General features: G+C 58.9%; 21 protein-coding genes and 1 pseudogene. 9 read left to right on the top strand and 13 right to left on the bottom strand.

Annotated elements, in window-relative coordinates:
- Positions 1-8: 8 nt before the first annotated feature.
- The 7 genes from addA to regB form a co-directional block, all read right to left on the bottom strand.
- Complete coding sequence (gene addA, locus ACR0LY_RS11290; protein ID WP_170349534.1) at positions 9-3,368, bottom strand: double-strand break repair helicase AddA; 3,360 nt, start codon at positions 3,366-3,368, stop codon at positions 9-11.
- Entirely contained in the window at positions 3,365-6,292 is a 2,928-nt protein-coding gene (addB, locus tag ACR0LY_RS11295; protein WP_170349533.1) for a double-strand break repair protein AddB, read from the bottom strand. The genes addA and addB overlap by 4 nt, the downstream gene beginning before the upstream one ends.
- On the bottom strand, positions 6,285-6,971 hold the full coding sequence (locus ACR0LY_RS11300) for a nucleotidyltransferase family protein (RefSeq protein WP_170349532.1): 687 nt from the start codon (positions 6,969-6,971) through the stop codon (positions 6,285-6,287). The genes addB and ACR0LY_RS11300 overlap by 8 nt, the downstream gene beginning before the upstream one ends.
- Positions 6,968-7,972 carry an aminoglycoside phosphotransferase family protein gene (locus ACR0LY_RS11305; RefSeq protein WP_170349531.1) on the bottom strand — a complete coding sequence of 335 codons (1,005 nt, stop codon included), beginning with the start codon at positions 7,970-7,972 and terminating at the stop codon, positions 6,968-6,970. Before ACR0LY_RS11305 ends, ACR0LY_RS11300 begins: the two co-directional genes overlap by 4 nt.
- Complete coding sequence (gene tsaE / locus ACR0LY_RS11310; RefSeq protein ID WP_170349530.1) at positions 7,969-8,442, bottom strand: tRNA (adenosine(37)-N6)-threonylcarbamoyltransferase complex ATPase subunit type 1 TsaE; 474 nt, start codon at positions 8,440-8,442, stop codon at positions 7,969-7,971. The genes ACR0LY_RS11305 and tsaE overlap by 4 nt, the downstream gene beginning before the upstream one ends.
- Positions 8,443-8,483: 41 nt before the next feature.
- On the bottom strand, positions 8,484-9,989 hold the full coding sequence (locus tag ACR0LY_RS11315) for a PAS-domain containing protein (RefSeq protein WP_170349529.1): 1,506 nt from the start codon (positions 9,987-9,989) through the stop codon (positions 8,484-8,486).
- A gap of 64 nt (positions 9,990-10,053) precedes the next feature.
- A complete protein-coding gene (gene regB / locus ACR0LY_RS11320) occupies positions 10,054-11,451 on the bottom strand; it encodes a sensor histidine kinase RegB (protein ID WP_170349528.1) in 1,398 nt (465 codons plus the stop codon).
- A gap of 92 nt (positions 11,452-11,543) precedes the next feature.
- On the opposite strand from regB, the gene ACR0LY_RS11325 reads away from it, so the two are divergent.
- The 3 genes from ACR0LY_RS11325 (at position 11,544) to ACR0LY_RS11335 (ending at position 13,209) form a co-directional block, all read left to right on the top strand.
- Entirely contained in the window at positions 11,544-12,164 is a 621-nt protein-coding gene (locus ACR0LY_RS11325; protein ID WP_170349527.1) for an SCO family protein, read from the top strand.
- A gap of 85 nt (positions 12,165-12,249) precedes the next feature.
- Positions 12,250-12,804, top strand: a complete 555-nt coding sequence (locus ACR0LY_RS11330) for an ActR/PrrA/RegA family redox response regulator transcription factor (protein WP_142637470.1) — start codon at positions 12,250-12,252, stop codon at positions 12,802-12,804.
- Between the two features lie 18 nt (positions 12,805-12,822).
- Entirely contained in the window at positions 12,823-13,209 is a 387-nt protein-coding gene (locus ACR0LY_RS11335) for a hypothetical protein (protein WP_170349526.1), read from the top strand.
- A 35-nt stretch (positions 13,210-13,244) separates the two neighbouring features.
- Here the strand turns inward: ACR0LY_RS11335 and ACR0LY_RS11340 are convergent, their stop codons facing one another.
- Positions 13,245-13,838: an HD domain-containing protein gene (locus tag ACR0LY_RS11340; protein ID WP_170349525.1), complete on the bottom strand. Its 594-nt coding sequence runs from the start codon at positions 13,836-13,838 to the stop codon at positions 13,245-13,247.
- Between the two features lie 204 nt (positions 13,839-14,042).
- On the opposite strand from ACR0LY_RS11340, the gene ACR0LY_RS11345 reads away from it, so the two are divergent.
- The 4 genes from ACR0LY_RS11345 to ACR0LY_RS11360 all read left to right on the top strand — a co-directional run bounded on the left by ACR0LY_RS11345 (position 14,043) and on the right by ACR0LY_RS11360 (position 17,094).
- Complete coding sequence (locus tag ACR0LY_RS11345; RefSeq protein WP_170349524.1) at positions 14,043-14,357, top strand: hypothetical protein; 315 nt, start codon at positions 14,043-14,045, stop codon at positions 14,355-14,357.
- 101 nt (positions 14,358-14,458) lie between these two features.
- Entirely contained in the window at positions 14,459-15,847 is a 1,389-nt protein-coding gene (ahcY, locus tag ACR0LY_RS11350; protein WP_170349523.1) for an adenosylhomocysteinase, read from the top strand.
- A gap of 13 nt (positions 15,848-15,860) precedes the next feature.
- Entirely contained in the window at positions 15,861-16,610 is a 750-nt protein-coding gene (locus ACR0LY_RS11355) for an extensin-like domain-containing protein (protein WP_170349522.1), read from the top strand.
- Between the two features lie 142 nt (positions 16,611-16,752).
- Entirely contained in the window at positions 16,753-17,094 is a 342-nt protein-coding gene (locus ACR0LY_RS11360) for a DUF2853 family protein (RefSeq protein WP_170349521.1), read from the top strand.
- A gap of 194 nt (positions 17,095-17,288) precedes the next feature.
- Here ACR0LY_RS11360 and ACR0LY_RS11365 read toward each other — a convergent pair whose 3' ends face one another.
- The 5 genes from ACR0LY_RS11365 to tsaD form a co-directional block, all read right to left on the bottom strand.
- A complete protein-coding gene (locus tag ACR0LY_RS11365) occupies positions 17,289-18,410 on the bottom strand; it encodes a hypothetical protein (protein ID WP_170349520.1) in 1,122 nt (373 codons plus the stop codon).
- Positions 18,411-18,570: 160 nt separating this feature from the next.
- Positions 18,571-18,993 (bottom strand): EVE domain-containing protein, encoded by a 423-nt coding sequence (locus ACR0LY_RS11370; RefSeq protein WP_170349519.1) that lies wholly within the window; start codon positions 18,991-18,993, stop codon positions 18,571-18,573.
- Positions 18,993-19,262: a YciI family protein gene (locus ACR0LY_RS11375; RefSeq protein ID WP_170349518.1), complete on the bottom strand. Its 270-nt coding sequence runs from the start codon at positions 19,260-19,262 to the stop codon at positions 18,993-18,995. The genes ACR0LY_RS11370 and ACR0LY_RS11375 overlap by 1 nt, the downstream gene beginning before the upstream one ends.
- Position 19,263: 1 nt before the next feature.
- Positions 19,264-20,226, bottom strand: coding sequence for an NAD(P)H-dependent glycerol-3-phosphate dehydrogenase (locus ACR0LY_RS11380; RefSeq protein WP_170349517.1), 963 nt, complete (start codon positions 20,224-20,226; stop codon positions 19,264-19,266).
- Positions 20,223-21,320, bottom strand: a complete 1,098-nt coding sequence (gene tsaD, locus ACR0LY_RS11385) for a tRNA (adenosine(37)-N6)-threonylcarbamoyltransferase complex transferase subunit TsaD (RefSeq protein ID WP_170349516.1) — start codon at positions 21,318-21,320, stop codon at positions 20,223-20,225. Before tsaD ends, ACR0LY_RS11380 begins: the two co-directional genes overlap by 4 nt.
- Before the next feature lie 97 nt (positions 21,321-21,417).
- On the opposite strand from tsaD, the gene ACR0LY_RS11390 reads away from it, so the two are divergent.
- Together ACR0LY_RS11390 and ACR0LY_RS11395 are read left to right on the top strand one after the other, a co-directional pair.
- The gene (locus tag ACR0LY_RS11390) at positions 21,418-22,131 is read left to right on the top strand and encodes a uroporphyrinogen-III synthase (RefSeq protein ID WP_170349839.1); all 714 of its coding nucleotides are present in this window, start codon (positions 21,418-21,420) and stop codon (positions 22,129-22,131) included.
- Between the two features lie 54 nt (positions 22,132-22,185).
- A pseudogene (locus tag ACR0LY_RS11395) lies at positions 22,186-22,409 on the top strand (hypothetical protein); the annotation flags it as partial.

Below are 22,409 nucleotides of genomic sequence, written 5' to 3' on the forward strand. Positions count from 1 at the left end.
GCCCAAGGTCAAGATATCTGGGTGCGGGTCAATGCATCCGTCACAAGATCGTGTGGCAACCACATCAGATCGGCTGTACGCGTCCACAGGATCGCCGTGCGAACTTGTCGACCCGGATAGATCTGCGCCAACGCTTGGGCATAGGCCCCCATCTGTCGCAACAGACCTTCGGGGCAAGCTGATGCGCTTTCAGGAACCGTGGTATTTGATTTGAAATCAATCACCTGCACATCCGCCTCGGTCACGATCAGACGGTCGATCACTCCATGCATGCGCCGCCTGTTCAGATCGGCGGTCACCGGGACCTCGGCCAGTGTGTTTTTGGCGAACACGAATTTCAGATGGTCAGCCGCCAGAACGGCCTGCGCCTCATCCAACAGTTCCTGCCGGTCAGGTTGTTGCATATCAGGTAGAACCCGGGCGCAAAGCTGCGGCCAATTCTCTGGCGCAACGGATGGTAAGTGTTCCAACAACAAGTGTAGGCGCGTGCCACGCAGTTTGGCCGCCTCCTCATCGTGGCCGGTATCTCCGGGCAACGCTTTGGCCCCACCTAAATCAGACGGGCTGAGCGTCTCGGGCGCCTGTTCTGGCACGGACGCTGGGGAAAGGAACTGGTTGGGCAGCGGAGTCGCGGCAATCTCAGGCTCCACATGTTCGACAAGAGGTAACGCGTCCCAATCTGCATGTGACAGACGCAGGGTTTCCGAGCCAGGGACCTGTGCGGCCCCTGCCCGTGCCATCGCAGCCTCGACCATCTGGTACCAACTGGTTCCGTCTTTGCCGACATCCCCGGCGGCGCCGACGATTAGCCACTTTTCGGCCCGCGTTAGAGCCACATATAGCAGTCGAAGCCGTTCATTTTCTTCCCGCGTCCGTGCCTCGGCTCGTGCCTGGGCGATCAAGGCTGGCGAGGCATCCGCGGGTACTTTCCACAGCGGTGTGCCCTCACCCACCATGATCTCGGCATCACGCGGGGCTTGTCGCTTGCCGGTATCCGGCAGGATCACGATCGGGGCCTCAAGCCCTTTGGAGCCATGCACCGTCATCACGCGGATCATGTTGCCGACACCGCTCATCTGCCGCTTGATTTCCAGATCGTCGGTCTGCATCCAGACCAGAAACCCGGTCAAACTGGGAATATCGGTGCGCTCATAAGCCAGTGCCTGTGACAGCAGTGCGTTGATACCATCCTCGGCCTCGGCCCCCAATCGGCCCAATAGTTTCCGCCGCCCGTCATGCCGGGTCAGAATGCGTTCGATCAGGTCATAAGGGCGCAGAAAGTCGATCTGGCCGCGCAGATCGTTGAGGATGCCTAGCGTTTCGGGAAACTCCTCGGCCCGTTGTCGCAAAGCGGCCCACAGAAACTGTTCCTGCCGCCGATGCGCCAGGTCGAACAATTGTTGTTCACCCCACCCGAACAAAGGCGATTTCAACACTGTGGCCAGTGACAGGCTGTCCTCGGGCGTGGCCAGAAAGCTCAACAGCGCCGCCAGATCCTTGACCGCTAGTTCCGCGCCCACTTTCAAACGGTCGGCCCCGGCAATGGGTAGGCCTTCGGCCTTGCAGGCGCGGATGATCTCGGCAAACAGGTCTGAACGGCGTTGGACGAGGATCAGAAAATCCCCCGGTTGCACCTTGCGCCGAACGAAAGTGCCGGGCCGGTCACCATCCTCGGGGATCGTCTCGCCGGTGTCGATCATGGTCTTGATCGAGCGGGCTACCTGTTCGGCCAGAATGACCGTGTGGTGCCGCGCGCCGGGTCGATCCACCGGATCGGTCCAGTCGCCATCATCATCGTCGTCGACCTTTTCAACCACCGGCCACAAATCAACGCGGCCCGGCAAATCGGCCTTAAATGCGCGGTGCAGGCTATCCTTGTGAAACCCAGCCTCGGCACGGTTTTCGAACAGGATATCGACCAGAGACAGGATCGCACTAGAGGATCGGAATGAGTATTCTAGTGTCGAATCCCACAATTTAGAGCCTGATTCTTCCAATCTGCGCCCAAATTCCTGTTGCATCCGGTCAAAGGCCTGCGGGTCGGCGCCCTGAAAGGAATAGATCGACTGTTTCTTGTCGCCGACCACGAAAATAGTCCGCTCGACCCCGGATCGGGCCCCTTCCCCGCTGGTGAATTCCTGAGCCAGCTTTTCAACAACATCCCATTGATCTGGGCTGGTATCCTGCGCCTCATCCACCAGAATGTGGTCGATACCGCCATCAAGGCGGTACAGCACCCATTCCGCCACGGCCGGATCGTTAAGCACCTGCCGTGCGCGCAGGATTAGGTCGTCGAAATCCAGCCAGCCGCGCAACAGCTTGCGGCGTTCGTATTCTGGCAAAAAGGCAGCAGCAAAACGGTGCAGAAAATGTGTTTTGCGTGCCGCGACCAGCGCCAGCCGGTGTTCGCGTGCGGCCTCGATCCGAAGCATGAGGGCTTCCAGCTGAGGCATATGACCAGCCAACACGCCTTCCCGCAGGGCTTTGGTGGGGAAACTGTTGATCTTGGCGGTAAAAGGTTCTTTGGCCGATTTGCCCGTCAGAAACACGCCCTCCAACAGCGGCAAGCTGTTGATGCGCGCCTCGGTAAACGCCGCCAGTTTGGCCGCAGCCTTGGCATTGTTGCCGCCACTTTCGGTCAGTGCAGGCAGGATCGCGCGGATCAAGTCGACCTCACCACCCAGAAACACGCGGGCCAGCAGGGCGTTTTCGTCGAACCCGTCGGGCAGATCGAAACGTTGCAGCAGATCAGGCCACTCTATTGGCTGAGAGAAGAGGTTGCGTTTATGCGTGACGGCGGCGGTTAGATTGTCAAAGCCGGTATCTGTGACGAAACGGGCGACGTCCTCAATCAGTGCGGCCTGCGGACCATCGGCAAAATCTTCGACGATCTCTTCGCGCAATAGCGCTGCGGCCCGGTCCTCCATCTCGGAAAACTGAGGACTAACCCCGGCCTCCAAAGGAAATCGCCGCAATAGCGAAGCGCAGAATGAGTGGATCGTTTGGATTTTTAGTCCACCCGGCGTTTCGATGGCGCGGGCAAACAGGGTGCGGGCCTGCGCCAGCCTGTCAGGGTCGATCACGCCCGGCACGCCTAGATCGGTCAGCTGCGCCAGCAAGCTGTCATCCTCCAGCATCGCCCATTCACCCAACCGTTTGAACAACCGGTTCTGCATCTCGCTGGCGGCGGCTTTGGTGTATGTCAGGCAGAGGATATGTTGCGGCTGCACGCCACCCAGCAGCAACCGTGCCACCCGGTCGGTCAGAACCCGCGTCTTGCCCGACCCCGCATTGGCCGCCAACCAGGTCGAGGCATCTGGGCGCGCCGCCTGCACCTGCCGCTCGGTTGCATCATTGCGGGCGTTCATTTCAGCACCTCGGGTGTGGTTTTGTCAGTGCGGTCCCATTCGCCGAACCGGGCGAGGTGGTCATAGTCGCCAACATCCGTGTCCTTGTGCAGCATCCGGCGCGCGGTGAAGCCTTGATCAGGCTCTAAATAGGCAGATACCAGCTCTTTCAGCTCGGTCAGAACCTTGTCAGGCGGCTCCTTGGCCAATGGGGCCGCGACCTCTTTGTAAGTACCGCCCATGCCGATGAATACAGCCTCGGCAACCGGTAACGGATCGATGCCTTCGATGGCGCCTTGCTCGGCCATGGCGGCCTCGATCAGCAATTGTTTGTCGAACTTGGCTTGCTGGCTTTCGGTCGGAGGCGTGCCGGTCTTGTAATCCACGATCCGCAGCGCGCCACGTCTGTTGTGATCGATTCGGTCGGCTCGTCCTGCGATGGTGAAATCCAGTGGCGATAGCACCAGCTTCATCGCGGCCTCAAACGCCACTGGCCCGCCATCGCCACGTCGGGCGGTTTCAGCGGTAAGGAAGTCATCGGCAATCCGCTCAAGCCGTGCCAGCCACAGTTTGCGGGCGGTCGGCCACGCGACATGCTGGTCCAACAGCGTCTCAGCGCGTTTCAGGAAATTCTCGCGTGTCAGCAAAGCGCTGTCCAAAACACTGTCCTTGACGAAATGTTCAAGGATTTCGTGGATGACGATCCCGCGCAGCAAAGCGTCTGGTGCCTGGACCATGGGGTCCAGTGGCCGCAAGCGCAGCACATGTTTGGCGTAGATCGCATAGGGATCGCGGATCAGGCGTTTGATTTCGGTCACGCTCAGACGGCGTGGGCGTGCGGCGACCGGCGGGCGCGGCGATGGACGCGCGGCCGGTTCGATCTTCGGCGCGACCTCAAGCTGTTCCGACCAACGCAGCCATTGCTTGCCACGAGCGCGCATTGAAGCCAGCGCTTCGGGACCACCCTGCCCCGGCAAGCCCTGCAACAGGTTCGTCATCCGGTTCAGCCAGCGCGATGGCACGGTTTCGGCGTCATCGGATCGGGTTGCGCGGGTCAACCAGACCTCGGGCGCTCCGACGGCTTGTTGGAAATCATGCGCTGACAGGCCAATGCGGCGTTCGGGCAGCAACAGCCCCGCCTTGTCGCGCATCTGTCGGTTCAGCCAAGGGTCAGGTGCTGCGGCCTCGGGCCAGCTGCCTTCATTTAGGCCGCCCAGAATCAACAGATCAGCGCCCTGAACCCGGGCCTCAAGCGTTCCCCAGATCATGATATGCGGGTGTGGCGCGTCCCGGTCGCGAACCTCTTCCCCCGCCAGCAGCGCGCCCAGCAGGTCGGCGAAATCATGGGCCGTCATCGGGCCGCCATGTTCGGCCTCGTCCTCAAGCGCGGTCAGAATTGACAACGCCTTTTGGCCCGCATTCTTGTCCCACAGCGTTCCGGCGTCGCCTTCACTACCGGCCGATATTGCCTCGGCGAGATTGCGCAGGCGGGTCACCCATTCGGATAGAGGTAATTCACCCGTCACTTGCTGGTCGCAGAACTGCGCCACCAGCCATTGCATCCACTGCTCTGGCACCTCTTTGCGGATGGCAAAAGCGGCCAGGCTGGCGCTGTCGGGGAACGGAGGGCCGTGTCGCCGCAAATCCAGTTCCAGATCACGGGTATGCAGCAGATGCGCACCGCGATCGCCGCCATCGTGGCAAAGCGGATGTTTCAGCAGGGTCAGCAGCGCCTCGCCCTCGAGCCTCCGGGCGAACAGCCCAGCCACATGGCGCAGAAACCGGCCCGGAGGCGATAGTTGCAATGGCAGACCCGCACTGTCATCCGGCAGGATGTTCCACCGATCCAATGCGGCGCTGACCTGACGAGTCAGCATCCGATCAGGCGTGATCAACGCGGCGGTCTGGCCGGTTTCTGCCGCTTCACGCAGACGCAGGGCAATGGCCAATGCCTCGGCGCGGGGGGATTGCGCCTCAACCAGGGTGAGGTCCTTGGTGGCGCCATCCAGATCGGTCAATCTGGGGCCTTCGGACATCCAGGCATCGGTGATCGGTGCGGGTCGTAAGGCAAGTGAGATCAGACGGTTACGGGCAGGGGACGGGGTAGGGTTACCGGTCCATTGCCCTATCTGGTCAGGCTGCATTTCAAGCCGGGTCATCAGTTTTCGGAACCGGTATTGCGGGTGATCTTCTGAGGCTAGCGCATCGTCCAATCCCTGCCAGACATGGTCAGGCTGATCGAAATCGTAACCAGGCAGGATCAACGCCCCTTGCGGCAGGCGGGCGACGGCCTCCATCAGCATCAATGTGGTGCCACGCGAGCCGGTAGAGCCCGCAAGGATTACCGGATGCTGCGGAGGGGCCACCTGCCAGCGATCAATCAGATTTTCCACCACACGCCGTTGCCGCGCCTGTGCGTCCAGCGCATCAGGGCCAGAGTCAATGAAATGGTCGGCAATCCCGATAAAAGCCTGGGCCCGTGCCCAGTGACCAGACATGTCGCTGACATCCAGCTGCCGGATCGCGTCTGGCGAAACACCTTCGCCCTGCATTTCGTCAATCAGCGCCGCCAGACTGTCGGACAGATCGAACAATGAGGATCGCGCAGCGAGATCAGGCTGTTGCTCCAAGAGCTTGGCAATCAGCTGCGTCAGCTCCAGCCTGCGTCGCAATGCGGGGATGGCGGGCGGGATTTGCGCCAGATCGACGCTTTCGCCCAGATCGGTCACCAGCGACAGGCGCGGCAGCAGGCAGGCCGGGCCCTGATCGAACAGATCGCGTACGCGCCGGGCCATACGGCGCGTGTTGACCACCAATTGGACCCGGGCCAGCGCCTCGGGCGGTTGGTCATTGGCGCGTTGACGCAGGCCATCCACCAGAGCCTTTGGAAAATCTGCGCCCGGAGGCACGGCAAAGACACGGGGCGCAGCGCTGGGTTCAAACATCGGCAATTAGCCCCTCGGCCAGGGCGATCCCCTCGGGGCGGCCCACGTCGCACCAGCGACCGAGGTAGGTGGCCGCGAACAGACGGCCCTGTTTGTGCATCTGATCCCACAGCAAGTTCAGCGAAAATGCTTGTTCAGATATGGCTGCCAGCCCTTCGGTCTTAATGATCTGCGCCCCGCCATAGACTAATCCGGGGCCACGGGTGATCCGGCCCTCGGCATCTGCCGTGAAATCGCCCGGTCCGGCATGCCCGATGGTCTGGGCGATGGGAACACACATAAGCAGCGCATCCATTCGGTTGGGGTCCCACGCTTTGCGCAAAAGGGTCAGAGGGTTCGGCCCAGACCAGATTGCATCCGTATTCAAGGTAAATACCGGATCCAGCCCCAGTAGGGGCAGAGCAGCACGCAGCCCACCGCCTGTTTCCAGAATTTCCGGCTCTTCCAAAGAGGTCAGCACGCCCTTGGGGGTCAGATGCGCTGCAAGCTGGTCGGGCAAATAATGCAGGTTAGCAACCACTCGATCAGCGGGCAGATCGTCCGTCAAATCCAGCGCGTGATCGATCAGCGGGCGGCCTGCGACCTCGATCAGGGGTTTGGGCCGGTCTTTGGTCAAAGTGCCCATACGGGTGCCAAACCCGGCGGCAAACAACATCACGGCGTCGGGGTGTCGGGTCATGTCTGTCTGAGCCTGTCCAGGTTTTCCGGGGTTGGGGCGGGCAGGGCGCCGCGCAGAAGATCAGCAACAGAGACCAGCGCAGGATGGTCCAGATCGCGCATCAGATGCGCCCATGTGGCCGGGATCAGATCGATGTATTGCGGTTTTCCATAGTCCACCGCTAATCGGGCGAACACGCCCAGAATGCGCAGGTTTCGCTGCGCGCCTAACACGGCGTAGGCAGTGCGAAAGTCATGATCCTTTTCGCCGGTTGCGGCGATGTATCGGTTTACCATCCGCATCTCGGTCCCCGGTGCCACATCACGGCGCACATCTTGCAACATCGACACGAGGTCATAGGCCGGGTGGCCCAGCATCGCGGTCTGGAAATCCAGCAATCCCACCCGCTTGACCCCGTCACGGTCCGGCAACCAGATCATGTTTTCCGCGTGATAGTCACGTTGGATCACCACTTTGCGGCCCGAGGTTTCTTGGTGCAAAATATCCGCAAAGCGGTTTTCAAACCGTATCCGAGCGTCTGCATCATGTTCCCCCAATACCGCTTGGGCGTATTTGGTGAAGGACAACGCAGCCAATTCGGTCATCATCGTCGGATCATAAGACGGCAGTGACAGGGTAGGTGCCTTGTGCAACTCGATCAGAACGTCGGTTGCAGCCTCATACAGCTCGCGCTCCATCCGAGGGTTTTGCCTGAGGACGCGGGCGAACAGATCATCGCCCAGATCCTCCAGCAACAGAAAGCCGAATTCTGTGTCCTCGGCATAGATTTCGGGTGCGCTAAGCCCGATTTCCCGCAGATAGTTAGCCATGCGGACAAAAGCCTCAACCGGTTCGGCCTTGCCCGGAGGTGAGTCCATGAAAACAGCCGTGCGGCCAGTATCGGGATCGGTCAAACGTTCGTACCGGCGGTTCGAGGCATCCCCGGCCAGCGGTGCGCGCGTGGCGTTGGACCATGGTGTTTGTGCAATCAGCGCCTCGGCCAGCACAGCCCGGTTCGTCATGCGGCACTCTCCAGTATTTGGGGCCATTTCGGATCGGACCACGAAAGGGTCAGATATCGCAAACCCGTCGTGTTAGGGTCTGTTTTCAAATGCAAGGTCAGGGCGGTGGCAGGGGTCAGCGGACCCAGCTTGTCCGGCCATTCAATCAGGCAAATGGCAGTTTCAAAAGCGTCGGACAGCCCCAGTTCTTCGATCTCTTCCAAGGCGCTTAGCCGGTACAGATCGCAGTGCCAGATCTCGCCAGGTAGGGTGTCATAGGCTTGTACCAGCGTGAAGGTGGGCGAAGGCACGTCCTCGGGCACAGACATCAGTGATTGGATCAGGCTGCGCGCAAAATGGGTCTTACCGCTGCCGATCTCACCCTCAAGCAACAAGATGTCGCCAGGGCGCAATTTTGCACCCAGCCGTGCGGCCAGATCGGCGGTTTCTTCGGGCGAATTCAGGGTGATCGAACGGGCGTGCAACGTCATGGCGCCACAATGACCTTACGCCCGGGCGGCTGCAACCCGGTTCAGGCGCTGATTTGACGGATCGGCAGGGTTGACGGCGCATCCTCGACCGAGAACCGCACAATCGTTGCGCCGTTCTGCATGGGACTGACCGTACAGGACAGTTGGGTGCCGTTCCGCAGCTTTAGGTCGTTGGACCATTCAACACGGTTGTCGCGCATTTCCACAAAATCGCGAATCTCGCCGAGGATCGGTGAGGCAACGCATTGTTCCTGCCAGCCACGCGTCACATCCAGCACGGAATCCGGTTCGAACCCGGCCTCACCAGAATCCCCCCACAATTGTTGATAGGCGCGGTTGGTAAAAGCCAGTGTTCCGTCATCACCAAACACCGCGATGGCATCGGCCAACTTATCCAGAACCGATTGCATCAGATCCATTTCCGAGCGGAAGCGCCGGGTCAGGGTAATCTCGGCCGTGATATCTTCGAACAGAAAAGCCACGGCGCCGTCGGGATGGGGCCGCCCGCTGACCGAATATACTGACCCCGAGGGCAGCGACCAGGTTTCCTGGTAATTCCCGTCCTCGGCCGCTTCGAGCAGGTCGTTCATCTGGTTGCGCCACCCGCGATAATTCTTGGGTTCCGGCATCATGTGTTGATCCCGCAGTCGGTCAAAAAAGCTGGACAGACTGGGGCGGCAACTGAGGAAATCCGGGGGCAGGGTGGTCAAATCGATCAGCGCCGGGTTGAACAAGGCCAGTTGTCGGTTGCGGTCAAATATGGCCAGCCCGATAGACAATTGAGCAAAGGTTTTCGTCATGGTCTGGACGAACTTGCGCTGAGCGGTCTCTGCGGCGACGATGGCATTGATATCGACGGCATAGCACAGGTGCCCCTCGGGGTGATCCACCAGAGTGAGATCGAACCACAGCTTGTTGCCGCTGCCTTCGGACGAAATTGAGATGCGGCTTTTTGCCCCCAACCGTGCGTCTTCATCAGTGCCGGGGAACATCGGTGCGGTCAAATCAGTATCCTGACCGCGGACCTTGCGCACAAGTAAGACATAGGCGGCATTGCACCAGCGCACGTTACCTTGATGATCCAGCAGCCAAACCGGATAGGGGGCCTGTTCCATCGCCAGCCGGATCGGGTCTTGGGGGTCGCGCTGCACCGGGTCGGGGCGGTCGGTACTGTCGCGCAGTTGCACCCGCACGATCCCGTCGATCCATTCACACAGGACATCGCGTTCGATGGTGCAGTCGATGGCAGGAATGATCAGGGTACCTTCGCGTCGAATACGGTCTGGTGTTTCCGGAAAGGTCGGAAAGTCCCGTTGCAGCAGGCGGCGCAGATCAGGCCAGTCGCGGACTGCCTGAAACCCTTCCAGAGCAATATCGGAATGGCTGATAAGGCGGTCCTCATCGAACAGAAACACTGCATCGAACAGCGACGCGGGTGAGGACAGACCGAAACTATCGCCCCGCTGCCGACGACGGGGCAAAAGCCATTGCACCGCCAGGCTAGCGGATACCAGGCTGATAGCGGCCAGAATGATCCAGTCGACCATGCTCTCCTCGGTACTGATATCACGAGAAGGAACTATGCGCGTTAATGGTTAACGGGGTCTTAACTCAGACCTGGATACGCTGGTTCGCACCCGACGGGACAGGCGTGTCGCCGGTTTGCGCGTCGATCAGATTTCGCGGCCAGGAAACCTGTACGATTGCGCCCCGCCGGTCTTTTTTGTCGCTCAGGTTCTGATAGGGATCTGACCCGTTGGCGAATTGAAGCTCTGCCCCGCTGCGTTCCAGCAGGGTTTTGGCAATGAATAACCCCAGCCCCATGCCTTCATACTCCGGGCGGGTCCGCTGATCGGATTCGGCTCGGCGGCGGCGCATGAAGGGATCACCGATACGGCCAATCATCTGCGAAGGGTACCCGCGCCCGTCATCCATGATATTGATGGTGATCTGATCGGTGGTCCATTCGGCCTCGACCCAGACATTGGCGCGGGCGAAATCCACCGCATTCTGGATCAGGTTGCGCAATCCGTGAATGATCTCGGGCTTGCGCAGGATCGAGGGTTGCTGCACATCACCGTCCCCGGCAGGCCCTTCGTCAAAATGCACCGTCTTGCCGCGATGAATATGCGGTTCGGCGGCTTCATGCACCACGGTGGACAGAGGAGCCTGCCGCAGATGCAGATCATCTTTGCCGGCACGGCCCATATCGCGCAGGATATCGCGGCAGCGATTGGCCTGTTCGCGGATCAGCGCGGCATCGTCTTTCAGGTCGGGGCGGTCATCCAGCTCTTCGATCAGCTCGGAACTGGTCAGCTTGATCGTGGCCAATGGCGTTCCCAGCTCATGCGCGGCGGCGGCGACCACACCGCCCAGATCGGTCAGCTTCTGTTCGCGCGCCAGGGCCATGTGGGTGGCTGCAAGCGCTTCGGACATGGATCGGACCTCGGAACTGACGCGGTGCGAATAGGCACCGATGAATACAATTGCGATAACGATCGCGGCCCAGTTTCCGAACAATAACATGTCGGGGATTAGCAAAGCCTCGCCCTGATCCGTGCGCAGCGGCAGATGAAACTCAGCCAGCAAGGATGCCACAACAATCGCAACACCCCCCACGATCAGGGTTGAACGCGTACTCATTACGTTGGCCGAAATGGTCACCGGCCCAAGCAGCAGCAATGCAAACGGGTTGTTCAGACCACCGGTCAGATAAAGTAAAATGGCCAGCTGCAGCAAATCGAACAGAACCATCAGGAAGTTCTCGAACTCGGTCAGGCGTTTGTTTTGCGGGAACAGAAGAATGGCCGTCATGTTGCCCATGACCGAAACACCAATGGCCAGATAACACAGGGCCAGTTCCAGCTGCACGTGATAATATCGCTGTGCCACAGTGATGGCCGTGAACTGGCCAATGATGGCCACCCAGCGCAATAGGATCAGCGTGCGCAGCCGAATCCAGTTGCTGCCTTCCTGACCGGTCCACGAAGTGATGTTGGAATTTGCCATCGGTCTATTATGTCCTGTTGCATCGGCTGTTCATCTTGATAGGTGTCCCGGCGAAAACGATCAACAACCCCTCTCATTTCAGGATTGATGTCATGACCCGCCTTTATGCCATCCTCGCAACCGTTGTTCTGGCCGTTGGCCTGGGCGCCATGTGGCTGCTGACGCTGGGGGGCCGGTCGGACGATCAGTTCGCGCAATGCCGTTCCGGCCAGATCGCCGGTGGCTCAGCCGCGATTGGCGGCCCGTTCGAGCTGATCAACGGCAAGGGTGAGACCGTTACCGACAAAGATGTGATCACCGAGCCGACACTGGTTTATTTCGGCTATACCTTCTGCCCCGATGTCTGCCCTTTCGATATGTCGCGCAATGCCGAGGCCGTGGATATTCTGGCCGAGCGTGGCCAGTCTGTGACGCCGCTGTTCATCTCGATCGACCCGGATCGCGACACACCCGAAGTGATGGCTGATTATGCGTTCAATCTGGGCGGCAAAACCATCGCTCTGACCGGCACGCCCGAGCAGGTCAAGGCCGCCAGCCAAACCTACAAGACCTATTACAAGGCTCATGACAAAAGCGACGAATTCTATCTGGTCGACCATTCCACCTTTACTTACCTGATGACGCCCGAGCGTGGATTCCTGGAATTCTTCAACCGCGACGACACGGCGGAGCAGATGGCCGACAAGGTCGGGTGCTTCCTGGATCAGATGTAGGGCGCACAGTCGATTTGACCTTTGAAATGGCGCTGCTATTACTCATGTTTAAGCCAAAGACGTAAAATTACGGAAAGAACAGAATATGGCGGACAGCTCTGACCTGGATATCGGCCCCGATAAATCCCTGCTTTTGGTGGATGATGATGAGCCGTTTCTGAGACGTCTGGCCAAAGCCATGGAGAAGCGCGGGTTCGAAGTTGAGACCGCAGGTTCCGTCGCCGCAGGCCGCGCCATTTCTACAGCCCGCCCCCCTGCATATGCCGTTGTCGACCTGCGGCTTGAGGATGGCAACGGTCTGGATGTGGTCGAAGTTTTGCGCGAAAAACGCCCCGACAGCCGGGTTGTGGTTCTGACCGGATATGGCGCGATTGCCACCGCCGTGGCCGCCGTCAAGATCGGCGCGACCGACTACCTGTCAAAACCCGCCGATGCCACCGACATCACCAATGCGCTGCTGGCCAAAGGTGACGAACTGCCGCCACCGCCGGAAAACCCCATGAGCGCGGACCGCGTGCGCTGGGAGCATATCCAGCGGGTGTATGAGCTGTGCGACCGGAATGTCTCCGAGACCGCCCGTCGCCTGAACATGCACCGCCGAACGTTGCAGCGAATTTTGGCGAAGCGCAGTCCGAGGTAGGCTACAGACTCAGTTCGAATGGTGTTGCAGCTATTGGCGAAAACCGCGCCTGAAACTTGGGTGCAACGTCTAGGCGCTTTGGTTTTTGGCGTCTGTTCCCTCGGAGCTCTGATCGTTGTGGGATCCATTGTTTTTCAAACTTGGAATGGACCATGGACTATGACCGGCTTAACGGCGAGTGTCTTTGGACTAGCAACTTGTTCTCTTTTGACCTTCTTCGGCATCGCCCATGCTTTGTCGGCACTTTTCCCCAAACTTATTGGGGCCAAGCAAACCCGTTCATCTCTGGAGCCCTTTGATACCGGTGAGATGAATGCGGAGAAATTGAGGTTTCTATATCAACTTATCGGCTGGTTGACTCTGATCGGTCTGTCTGTGATCGGATTTTTGTACATTTCCTATTGATTGGACCAATTGATCCGAGAACACGCCATCCTTTGTTAAATCTTCTGGATCAGATTCTCATGCCGCGCCATATACGCCTCGCGTGCCTCAACCGGCGGGCGTAACGTAATCGTCAATCCTTCCATCACCGACTTATCCGGACGACCAAAGAACTTCGTCGCCTCGGCCTCGGAAAACCCCGCGATTTGCGTTGCCTCCATCCAGGCGCTGATCTTGTCGGCTTTCTTGATCTGCCGTTTCACCGTTTTCGGCACTGCAGCAGGCAACCCGAACCGAATGTGGATCGCGGCCGCCAGACGATCATCCAAAGCGCCGTAATCGGGGCCGACGGCGGATTTGACCGGCGAGATCATATCTCCGATCACATATTCCGGCGCATCATGTAACAAAGCCGCGAGGCGCCATTTCACCGGTGCTTTGGGTGCAATCCGGCCAAAAAGCTCTTCGACCAGCAGGGAATGTTCGGCCACGGAATAGGCGAAATCACCTGCAGTTTGGCCGTTCCAACGGGCCACAAAGGCTAATCCGTGGGCGATATCTTCGATTTCGATGTCCACGGGGGTCGGATCCAGCAGATCCAGCCTGCGCCCCGACAGCATTCTTTGCCACGCTCGTGCTTGTGTTGCCATTATGCCATGCCCTGTGAAGTCGCTCACGTAAGTTTTGGGTTTTTGTGTTATGATGTACCTGTCGAGATCACCAGCTGCCAACTTTTTCTTGACCAGACGTGCTTTGAATTGGCGCGTGGTGATACCGACATCTGTGCTGAGGGGGGTGCATGCTCCTCCTGGTGTGCCCCTCTCGGAACGTAACTCGTATCGAAGGGAGCTACTATGTTTAAGCGACTGTTTGGAATTACCCTGGCCTTTGGAATGGCCGCCACTGCCCCCCCTGCATTTGCCCAAGGTTGTGCGCAACGCGAGCATGTGATCGCCAAGCTGCAAGACAGCTATTCAGAAGAGCTGGTCTTTGGTGGATTGCAGAAAACGCGTGGTGCGCAGGCGGTTATGGAGGTTTGGACCTCGAAGGAAACCGGAAGCTACACGGTTCTGGTGACCCAAGCGAACGGCATTAGTTGTATTGTCGCCGTTGGCACCGATTTTTTTGAAGCGATCCCGAAGATTACACTAAAGGGTGAGCCCAGCTGATTTTTGCTGCCAAATAATCTGTTTTCGGCCATCTGCGTTGCTACCTGCCCCAAGGGATGCTAGGGGGCAGCCCGGACCTGCTTACCGGAATGGAGTATATGATGGCCGGGGACTATATCGTCAAAGACATTGCGCTGGCCGGGTTTGGCCGCAAAGAGCTGGACATCGCCGAAACCGAGATGCCGGGCCTGATGGCCCTGCGCGCGGAATACGGTGACGCAAAGCCCCTTAAAGGTGCGCGGATCGTCGGCTCGCTGCACATGACCATCCAGACGGCTGTTCTGATCGAAACATTGGTGGCGTTGGGCGCGGATGTGCGCTGGGCGTCGTGCAACATCTTCTCAACCCAGGATCACGCGGCGGCAGCCATTGCCGAGGCTGGTATTCCGGTCTTTGCGATCAAAGGCCAGACGTTGGAAGAGCATTGGGATTATCTGGACAAATCTTTCCTGTTCGAAGACGGCCCGAACATGATTCTGGATGATGGCGGCGACGCAACGCTGTATATCCTGCTGGGCGCACGTGCCGAAGCCGGCGAAGACATCATCCCCGTTCCGGGCTCGGAAGAGGAAGAAGTCATTAAGGCCCAGATCGCCAAGCGAATGGCTGCAAGCCCTGGCTGGTTCACCAAGATGCGGGATCAGATCCAAGGCGTGTCCGAGGAAACCACCACCGGTGTGAACCGCCTGTATCAGCTGGTGAAGGACGGCCACCTGCCGTTCCCGGCGATCAACGTGAACGACAGTGTCACCAAGTCGAAATTCGACAACAAATACGGTTGTAAGGAATCGCTGGTCGACGGCATCCGCCGTGCCACCGACACCATGATGGCCGGTAAAGTTGCTGTCGTTTGTGGTTATGGTGACGTGGGCAAAGGCTCGGCCGCGTCGCTGCGCGGTGCGGGTGCCCGTGTAAAAGTGACCGAGGTTGACCCGATCTGCGCCCTGCAGGCCGCAATGGACGGGTTCGAGGTCACCCTGCTGGAAGACGAAGTCGCCAGCGCTGATATCTTCATCACCACCACCGGCAACAAGGACGTGATCCGCATCGAGCATATGCGCGAGATGAAGGACATGGCCATCGTTGGCAACATCGGTCACTTCGACAATGAAATTCAGGTGGCCAGCCTGAAGAACCACAAATGGACCAACATCAAGGAACAGGTGGATATGATCGAGCTGCCCTCGGGCAACCGCATCATTTTGCTGTCCGAAGGTCGTTTGCTGAACCTCGGCAACGCCACCGGGCATCCTTCATTCGTGATGTCGGCCTCGTTCACCAACCAGGTTCTGGCGCAGATCGAGCTGTTCACCAAGGGTGATCAGTATGAAAACGACGTCTACATCCTGCCCAAACATCTGGATGAGAAGGTCGCGCGCCTGCATCTGGATCGCATCGGTGTGAAGCTGACCCAAATGGACAGTGAACAGGCGGCTTATATCGGCGTGAAACCCGAAGGCCCCTATAAGCCCGAGCATTACCGCTATTGATTGCGGAACGGGGATGACCAAACGCACAAGACGCCGCCGGATTTTGTATCTGGCGGCGTCTTTGTTTTTTACACTCGTTGCCTTGCTGATCGTCGTGGGCGGCGGCGGGTGGTGGGTGTTGTCGCATCCGCAAACTCCGGTGCCGCCACATTGGAACCCACTGCGGGACTTGACCGTGACAGCACCGGTTACGCCGGTCACCGCGTATCAGCTGCGCCGCGCCTTGGGGGACGAGGCACAGTGCCGGGCCGCCCTGTCCGCAGCCGAAGTGGTTTTTGAGCCGATGGACGAGCTGGTGGTGGATCGGAACTGTGGCATTGCCGGTCGGGGTCTGCTGTCTGGTTTGACCACCGCACGGATCGAGGCGGTCGAAACCAGCTGCACCACAACATTGCGGCTGGCCTTATGGGAACATCACGTGGTGCAGCCCGCCGCGCGCGAGATCTTGGGCACCGACGTGCGCACCTTACGCCACGTGGGCAGCTACAATTGCCGCCGGATGCGCACTGCGCAGGGGCAGGACAGCGGCTGGAGCAGCCACGCCACCGCGGACGCGATTGATATAATCGGTCTGCAACTGGGGGATGGCCGATCCCTGATCCTGCTGACAGATTGGGACACGCCCGGACCCGAGGCCGCTTTTTTGCATCGGATTGGACGTGGTGCTTGTGACTGGTTCCGGGTTGTTTTAGGGCCAGATTACAATCGCTTGCACGCCGACCATTTCCACCTGCAGGGTCCGGGTTGGGGCTTTTGCCGCTAGGCTAGCCGGGCCGCTTTGCGCCCTTATCGGCATTAGGGGGAGAAATCCCTTAATTTTTTCCTTTCGGAAAAATATCCGTCGCGGCTAACCTTAATGAAGACGGTAAGGGTGCCGTTTCATTGTAACTTAGGGAGATTGGGACATGGGAAAACGCGACGAGCTGATCGCAAAATACGCAGATGATCTGAAAAACAAATGCGGAATGGACCCTGATATGGACCTGCTGACCAAGGTCACAATCGGATGTGGTCCGGCGATCTATGACGCCGACGCGTCGACCGTGGCTGCCACGCAGGAAGGTGAGATCGAGACGGTCAAGAACAACTTTCTGATCAAGAAGCTGGGCCTGTCAGACGGGCCAGAGTTGACGGGCGCAATCAACACTGCGCTTGAAACCTATGGCATGTCTGAGCGTAACAAATACCGCGCCGTTGTCTATTACATGCTGACCAAGCATTTCGGCAAAGAGTCGGTCTACGGCTGATCCCTTGATGCCCGTCAGGCCACTGGCGGGCGTTTTCAATTTTAAGCACTTGGTGTTTGTGCTGACCACCAGAACTCTACTAATATCTAAGAGTGACCAGTACGGTCAGAGCCAAAGATTTCCAGACGCGTGTGGTGAGTAGGGAGCACGCGGGGGTAGGGAAGGTTCTGCATCGTCGGAACCTTCCCGCATTTTTATTGGAACTCTTCAATAATTCGGGCAACAAACCGTTCCACTGAATCTGGCCCTCGATTTGGTTGGCGTTTTCTTCCACCTCCCTTACCGGCCAGATAAACCTCAATATGACCCGGTCGCGTTTTTGGACCGGACTTCGTAAAGTCCCGAGAGATACCGCCAAGCAAACTTGCTGTCAGTTCCGCAATTTGCGCGTCCTTGGGGTGATAGAATCGGACCTGAGTCGCCTTCACGGCATAATTTACCCGCGCCGTTGCAATCACGTCAGTCTGGTCCGAGGTCAAAATCTCAAGCACGGCGATGCTGGTTTCGTTCGACACGCCAACGGGTACAAAAAGAGATACCCCTGTTTCAGCCGGCTGGTCATGATTAGGCAGGCTGTCATGCTTTTCGGGGATCACGAGAACCGATCTCGGTGCGGTGGCTCGGGCGATCACGAGGTCAGGTACGGTTGTTAGCGGAGCCACCGGTTCGTAAGAGCCTTGTATCACTGGTGGCAATAGAGTCTCACCCCAGGCAGGCGCATAGTCCATTGGAAAATGTGAGTTGCCCCCTACTGAACCTGGCTCCGTAGTTGCAGTGGAGGTCTTGTGCGTCACTTTGGCAAACCGCGAAACCGGTTTTGCGGTGTCTGATCCCAAGCTGGACAGGGTCGTATCACCGTCATTTGGATCGCCTGCCGCCGGATTTGCGTTTGTGTCGATTTCTGCTGTTGTATCAATAGATAAGCTGGTTTGAACCACTGCGTCGGGGTTTCGCCATCCTGCGAAAACGCTTGTTGCGGCCCAATGCAGGGCAGCGCCACAGAACATTGCACCAAAAACGATCGGATACATGCGATTGACGCGCTGTTTTCGGGGCGGTTGTATTGGGTGTTTCGACTGAGAACTTTTGAACACAACCTGCTCAAATTTGAATTCACCGGGTTCTGCGGGGCTGTCTTCCTGCGGCGCTTCAATCTCGATTTCCGGTGACATTTTCAGGTGACCTGATTGCTGCACATCGGCCAGCGCAGCGGCGCGCTGTTTTCGCGCAATCTCAAGGCGCGCTTCCCAGCATTTTGAACTCAGCTCAGCAGCAATGTCTTCGTTCTTCCCACCGCTGCCTTCAACGTCAGACATGGGTTCTTGCTTTCGAATTGATCAACCAAAGATCGAGCAACACCAAAAGACAGACGACCACTGAAACTGCGGCCGCCATTGCCCCCACATGGTGCAGCTCTAAAAATATACCATTTTATTGGTGGTTTGAGAAGGTTTGCACCCTTAGACGTTGATTCCGTCAATCCGGTTGGGTGGCCCCCAGCGCACAGATGGTTGCCCATTCCTCATCAGTCACAGGTTGAACGGACAGGCGCGAGTTTTTCACCAGCACCATCTCGTCCAGACGTTCATCTGCCTTGATCTGCTCCAAAGTGACAGCTGTGGTGAACGGGCGTACAGCCTTGATATCCACACATTCCCAGCGTTCATCATCTGTGGTGCTGTCGGGGTGGGCCTCGGCGCAGACCTCGACAATGCCGACAATCGCCTTGTCCTTTTGCGAGTGGTAGAAAAACCCGCGGTCACCGATTGCCATCTGGCGCATGAAATTGCGCGCCTGATAATTGCGCACGCCGTCCCACTCTTCGCCCGCATCCCCTTTGGCAACCTGCTGGTCCCAGCTCCAGGTTGAGGGTTCGGATTTGAACAGCCAATATGCCATCAGCCGACGACCTTCTTCCATACGATCAGATCAACGGATTGAAACAGCCCTGCTTTGGCATAGGGATCGTTGTCTGCCCATGTTTGCGCAGCAGCCATGTCTTCGACCTCAAGAATGATCAACGAGCCGATCATCGCGTCGCCGTCCAGCAGGGGGCCTGCCTGTGCAACAACGCCAGTTTCCTCGATATAGGCCAGGTGGTTGGCGCGATTGTCCAGCCGGGTTTGCAGGGCGCCGTCCTTGTCCTTGGCGATCAGGGCAATGAGCATATTATTCCTCCTTGAGGGGTCGGTTAAGCAGGGTTTGAATGGCTTGGGGCACACTATAGGTGCCGTGGCTCAGGTCGGCCACCGTGGCGCTGATGGGCATGTCCAGCCCCTCAGCCGTGGCAATGTCCGCCATGGCGCGCGCGGTTGCGACGCCTTCGACCGTTGTTTGGCTGTCGAAAGGGCGATTTTGACCCAAACACAGGCCAAAACGATAATTTCGGGACAATTCGGATGAGCAGGTCAGCACCAAATCGCCCAATCCAGACAGGCCCATCAAGGTATCGGGACGCGCGCCGCGCATCAAAGCGAACCGCTGCATCTCGGCAAAACCACGGGTCATCAGGGCAGCGCGGGCACTGTCGCCCAGTCCGGCCCCAATGGCAGCGCCGCAGCCGATGGCCATGACGTTTTTTAAGGCTCCGCCCAGCTCCGCGCCGATTACGTCGGTGGTGCGATAAAGGCGCAGGTTCGCAGTGGTCAGTTCGGTCTGCAGCGTTTCGCTCAGATCACCATCCGCGCAGGCCAGCGTCAGCGCCGTAGGCAGCCCGCGCGCGATGTCATCGGCAAAGCTGGGCCCGGTCAGCAGGGCCGGGCGCGCATCCGGGATGGTCTGGCGGATCACCGAGATTGGACCAAGGCCTGAGGACAGTTCGATCCCCTTACAGCAGGCAACCAGCGTCTTACCGGCCAAAACCGGGGCATGTTCCGTCAGAGCTGCACGCAATTTCTGCATAGGCACCGCCAGCAGCAAGACATCAGCGGTCACGGCGTCCTGCATGTCGGCTGTTACCAACACTTCGTCCGGCAGGGCCACTTTTGGCAGGCGCGTTGCGTTTTCGCGGCTGTCTTGCATTTGGTTGGCTTGCTCGGTGTTGCGCGACCACAGCGTCACCGGCCCATTCCCGGCCAGCGAAATCGCCAAAGCGGTGCCAAATGCCCCGGATCCAAGGACAGCGACGCTCATGCCTTGGCCCCTTTCTTGCCGCTGCCCAGCATGGCGGGACTGGTCTGATCCAACGGCCAGCGGGGCCGGGCGGTCAGGTCCAATCCATCCCGGGCACCGGCACGAAACCGCTCCATCCCGGCATAGGCAATCATGGCGGCGTTATCGGTGCATAGGTTCAGCGGCGGGGCAGTGAAACGCGCACCTTTTTCTGAGCAAACAGTCTCTAATGCGGCACGAATGGCCGAATTTGCTGCTACGCCACCCGCAACCGCGATCACCGGCTCTGCAGGGTTTTCCTCCAAATACAGATCCATCGCTCGGCGGGTTTTTTCGGCCAATGTGTCGACAATGGCCTGCTGAAACCCAGCGCACAGATCTGCGCGGTCCTGTCGGGTTAACCCGCCCTTTTCGGCAACGATCTGGTCTCGCATCCGCATCAGCGCGGTTTTGAGCCCCGAGAACGACAGATCACATCCTGGCCGGTCCAGCAGTGGGCGTGGAAAGCGGAATCGCTTGGGATCGCCCGACCGGGCTTCGACCTCGACCGAGGGGCCGCCGGGTTGCGGCAAGCCCAGCAGGCGGGCGGTTTTGTCGAACGCTTCGCCGGGGGCATCGTCGATGGTGCCGCCCAGACGGGTGAATTGTTCCGGTCCGTGGGCAATCAGGTACTGACAATGCCCCCCCGAGACCAGCAGCATCAGATAAGGAAAAGCGATCCCATCCGTCAGACGAGGTGTCAGGGCATGCCCGGCCAGATGGTTCACCCCGACCAATGGCAGGCCAGATGCTGCACTCAGCCCCTTGGCACACATGACGCCCGACATGACGCCGCCGATCAGACCCGGCCCGGCGGTGACCGCGATGGCGTCCATATCGGCCAGGGTCAGCCCTGCGGACTGTAACGCCTGCACCACGCAGACATCCAGTTTTTCGGCATGCGCGCGGGCGGCAATTTCGGGCACTACGCCGCCAAATGCACTGTGCAACTCGGTCTGGCCATGCACGATAGAAGACAGGACCTCGGCCTCCGCACCATCGGTTTGGCGCACGACGGCGGCAGCTGTGTCATCACAGCTGCTTTCCAACCCGAGGATGGTAAGTGTTTGCACCATTGGCCTGATCCGTTACACCATGACTGCCAAGCGGGGTATCACCCTGCGCGGATGCAAACAATCCCAAGGCGGAAGGCGCCGACCGTTGTATTTGTTGATGACCCGCCCGCGCGCCGCCTCAGAACGGTTTGTCGCGCAGCTGCCGGCCCGCACCAGATCCCGGGTCAAGGTCATCTATTCCCCGCTACTCGAAATCAACCCCTTGCCGATCAATGTCGACACCAGTGGTGTTCGGGGACTGATTTTCACCTCGGCCAATGGGGTGAATGCTGCCGTATCCTTGGGCTTGTCTCGGGACATGCCCGCCTTTTGCGTCGGCCCTGCCACCACCAGCACGGCCCAAAGTGCTGGTTGGAACGCGCAGATGGTTGGCGCAGCGGCCGAAGAACTGGTGGCCTATCTGCTGAAACATCGGCCCGACAGCCCGCTTTTGCATTTGCGTGGAGAACACAGCCGGGGCAATGTCGCCACCCGCCTGACCGAGTCGGGGCTGACCGTGCGCGAACAGGCCGTCTATCAGCAGCGCCTGTTACCGCTGACACCCGAGGCCGCAGCCGCCACCGATGGCAAAGAGCCGGTCATCACACCGTTATTTTCGCCCCGGACGGCGCGACAATTTGCCGATATCTGGGCTGGTTCAGCGCCCCTGTGGCTGGCCGCAATCAGCGAAGCGACTGCGGAACCCCTTTGTTTTTTGGACTATGCGCATCTAAGGGTCGCCAAAGCGCCAACCCCCAAGAAAATGCGGAAAGCGGTTAAAAAACTTGTGAAACATGCGATGCGGGTTGAGGGTAGCGATACCACCGATTAACTTAGAGTGGCCTGTTATTCATATGATTTTGGATTCGATAAGGGGAATGTTGCGGTGGCTCGTAAGAAGAAAACCGATCAAAAGCCAGTGGAAGACCCCAAGTCGGACGAAGCGGTCGAATCCACAATTGCTGAGGAACAAGCTACTGTTGACGCGGCCGAGCCGGTAGAAGAGGGCTTTTCCGAAGCCGAAGCCGAAGCCGAAGCCGAAGCCGAAGCCGAAGCCGAAGCCGAAGCCGAAGCCGAAGCCGAAGCCGAAGCCGAAGCCGAAGCCGAAGC

This window comes from Ruegeria sp. BC5, from assembly GCF_056539205.1.

Excerpts from the sequence above, each read along its gene's own strand:
- addA (WP_170349534.1), bottom strand. The coding sequence starts at position 3,368 with ATGAACGCCCGCAATGATGCAACCGAGCGGCAGGTGCAGGCGGCGCGC.
- addB (WP_170349533.1), bottom strand. The coding sequence starts at position 6,292 with ATGTTTGAACCCAGCGCTGCGCCCCGTGTCTTTGCCGTGCCTCCGGGC.
- ACR0LY_RS11300 (WP_170349532.1), bottom strand. The coding sequence starts at position 6,971 with ATGACCCGACACCCCGACGCCGTGATGTTGTTTGCCGCCGGGTTTGGC.
- ACR0LY_RS11305 (WP_170349531.1), bottom strand. The coding sequence starts at position 7,972 with ATGACGAACCGGGCTGTGCTGGCCGAGGCGCTGATTGCACAAACACCA.
- tsaE (WP_170349530.1), bottom strand. The coding sequence starts at position 8,442 with ATGACGTTGCACGCCCGTTCGATCACCCTGAATTCGCCCGAAGAAACC.
- ACR0LY_RS11315 (WP_170349529.1), bottom strand. The coding sequence starts at position 9,989 with ATGGTCGACTGGATCATTCTGGCCGCTATCAGCCTGGTATCCGCTAGC.
- regB (WP_170349528.1), bottom strand. The coding sequence starts at position 11,451 with ATGGCAAATTCCAACATCACTTCGTGGACCGGTCAGGAAGGCAGCAAC.
- ACR0LY_RS11325 (WP_170349527.1), top strand. The coding sequence starts at position 11,544 with ATGACCCGCCTTTATGCCATCCTCGCAACCGTTGTTCTGGCCGTTGGC.
- ACR0LY_RS11330 (WP_142637470.1), top strand. The coding sequence starts at position 12,250 with ATGGCGGACAGCTCTGACCTGGATATCGGCCCCGATAAATCCCTGCTT.
- ACR0LY_RS11335 (WP_170349526.1), top strand. The coding sequence starts at position 12,823 with ATGGTGTTGCAGCTATTGGCGAAAACCGCGCCTGAAACTTGGGTGCAA.
- ACR0LY_RS11340 (WP_170349525.1), bottom strand. The coding sequence starts at position 13,838 with ATGGCAACACAAGCACGAGCGTGGCAAAGAATGCTGTCGGGGCGCAGG.
- ACR0LY_RS11345 (WP_170349524.1), top strand. The coding sequence starts at position 14,043 with ATGTTTAAGCGACTGTTTGGAATTACCCTGGCCTTTGGAATGGCCGCC.
- ahcY (WP_170349523.1), top strand. The coding sequence starts at position 14,459 with ATGGCCGGGGACTATATCGTCAAAGACATTGCGCTGGCCGGGTTTGGC.
- ACR0LY_RS11355 (WP_170349522.1), top strand. The coding sequence starts at position 15,861 with ATGACCAAACGCACAAGACGCCGCCGGATTTTGTATCTGGCGGCGTCT.
- ACR0LY_RS11360 (WP_170349521.1), top strand. The coding sequence starts at position 16,753 with ATGGGAAAACGCGACGAGCTGATCGCAAAATACGCAGATGATCTGAAA.
- ACR0LY_RS11365 (WP_170349520.1), bottom strand. The coding sequence starts at position 18,410 with ATGTCTGACGTTGAAGGCAGCGGTGGGAAGAACGAAGACATTGCTGCT.
- ACR0LY_RS11370 (WP_170349519.1), bottom strand. The coding sequence starts at position 18,993 with ATGGCATATTGGCTGTTCAAATCCGAACCCTCAACCTGGAGCTGGGAC.
- ACR0LY_RS11375 (WP_170349518.1), bottom strand. The coding sequence starts at position 19,262 with ATGCTCATTGCCCTGATCGCCAAGGACAAGGACGGCGCCCTGCAAACC.
- ACR0LY_RS11380 (WP_170349517.1), bottom strand. The coding sequence starts at position 20,226 with ATGAGCGTCGCTGTCCTTGGATCCGGGGCATTTGGCACCGCTTTGGCG.
- tsaD (WP_170349516.1), bottom strand. The coding sequence starts at position 21,320 with ATGGTGCAAACACTTACCATCCTCGGGTTGGAAAGCAGCTGTGATGAC.
- ACR0LY_RS11390 (WP_170349839.1), top strand. The coding sequence starts at position 21,418 with ATGACCCGCCCGCGCGCCGCCTCAGAACGGTTTGTCGCGCAGCTGCCG.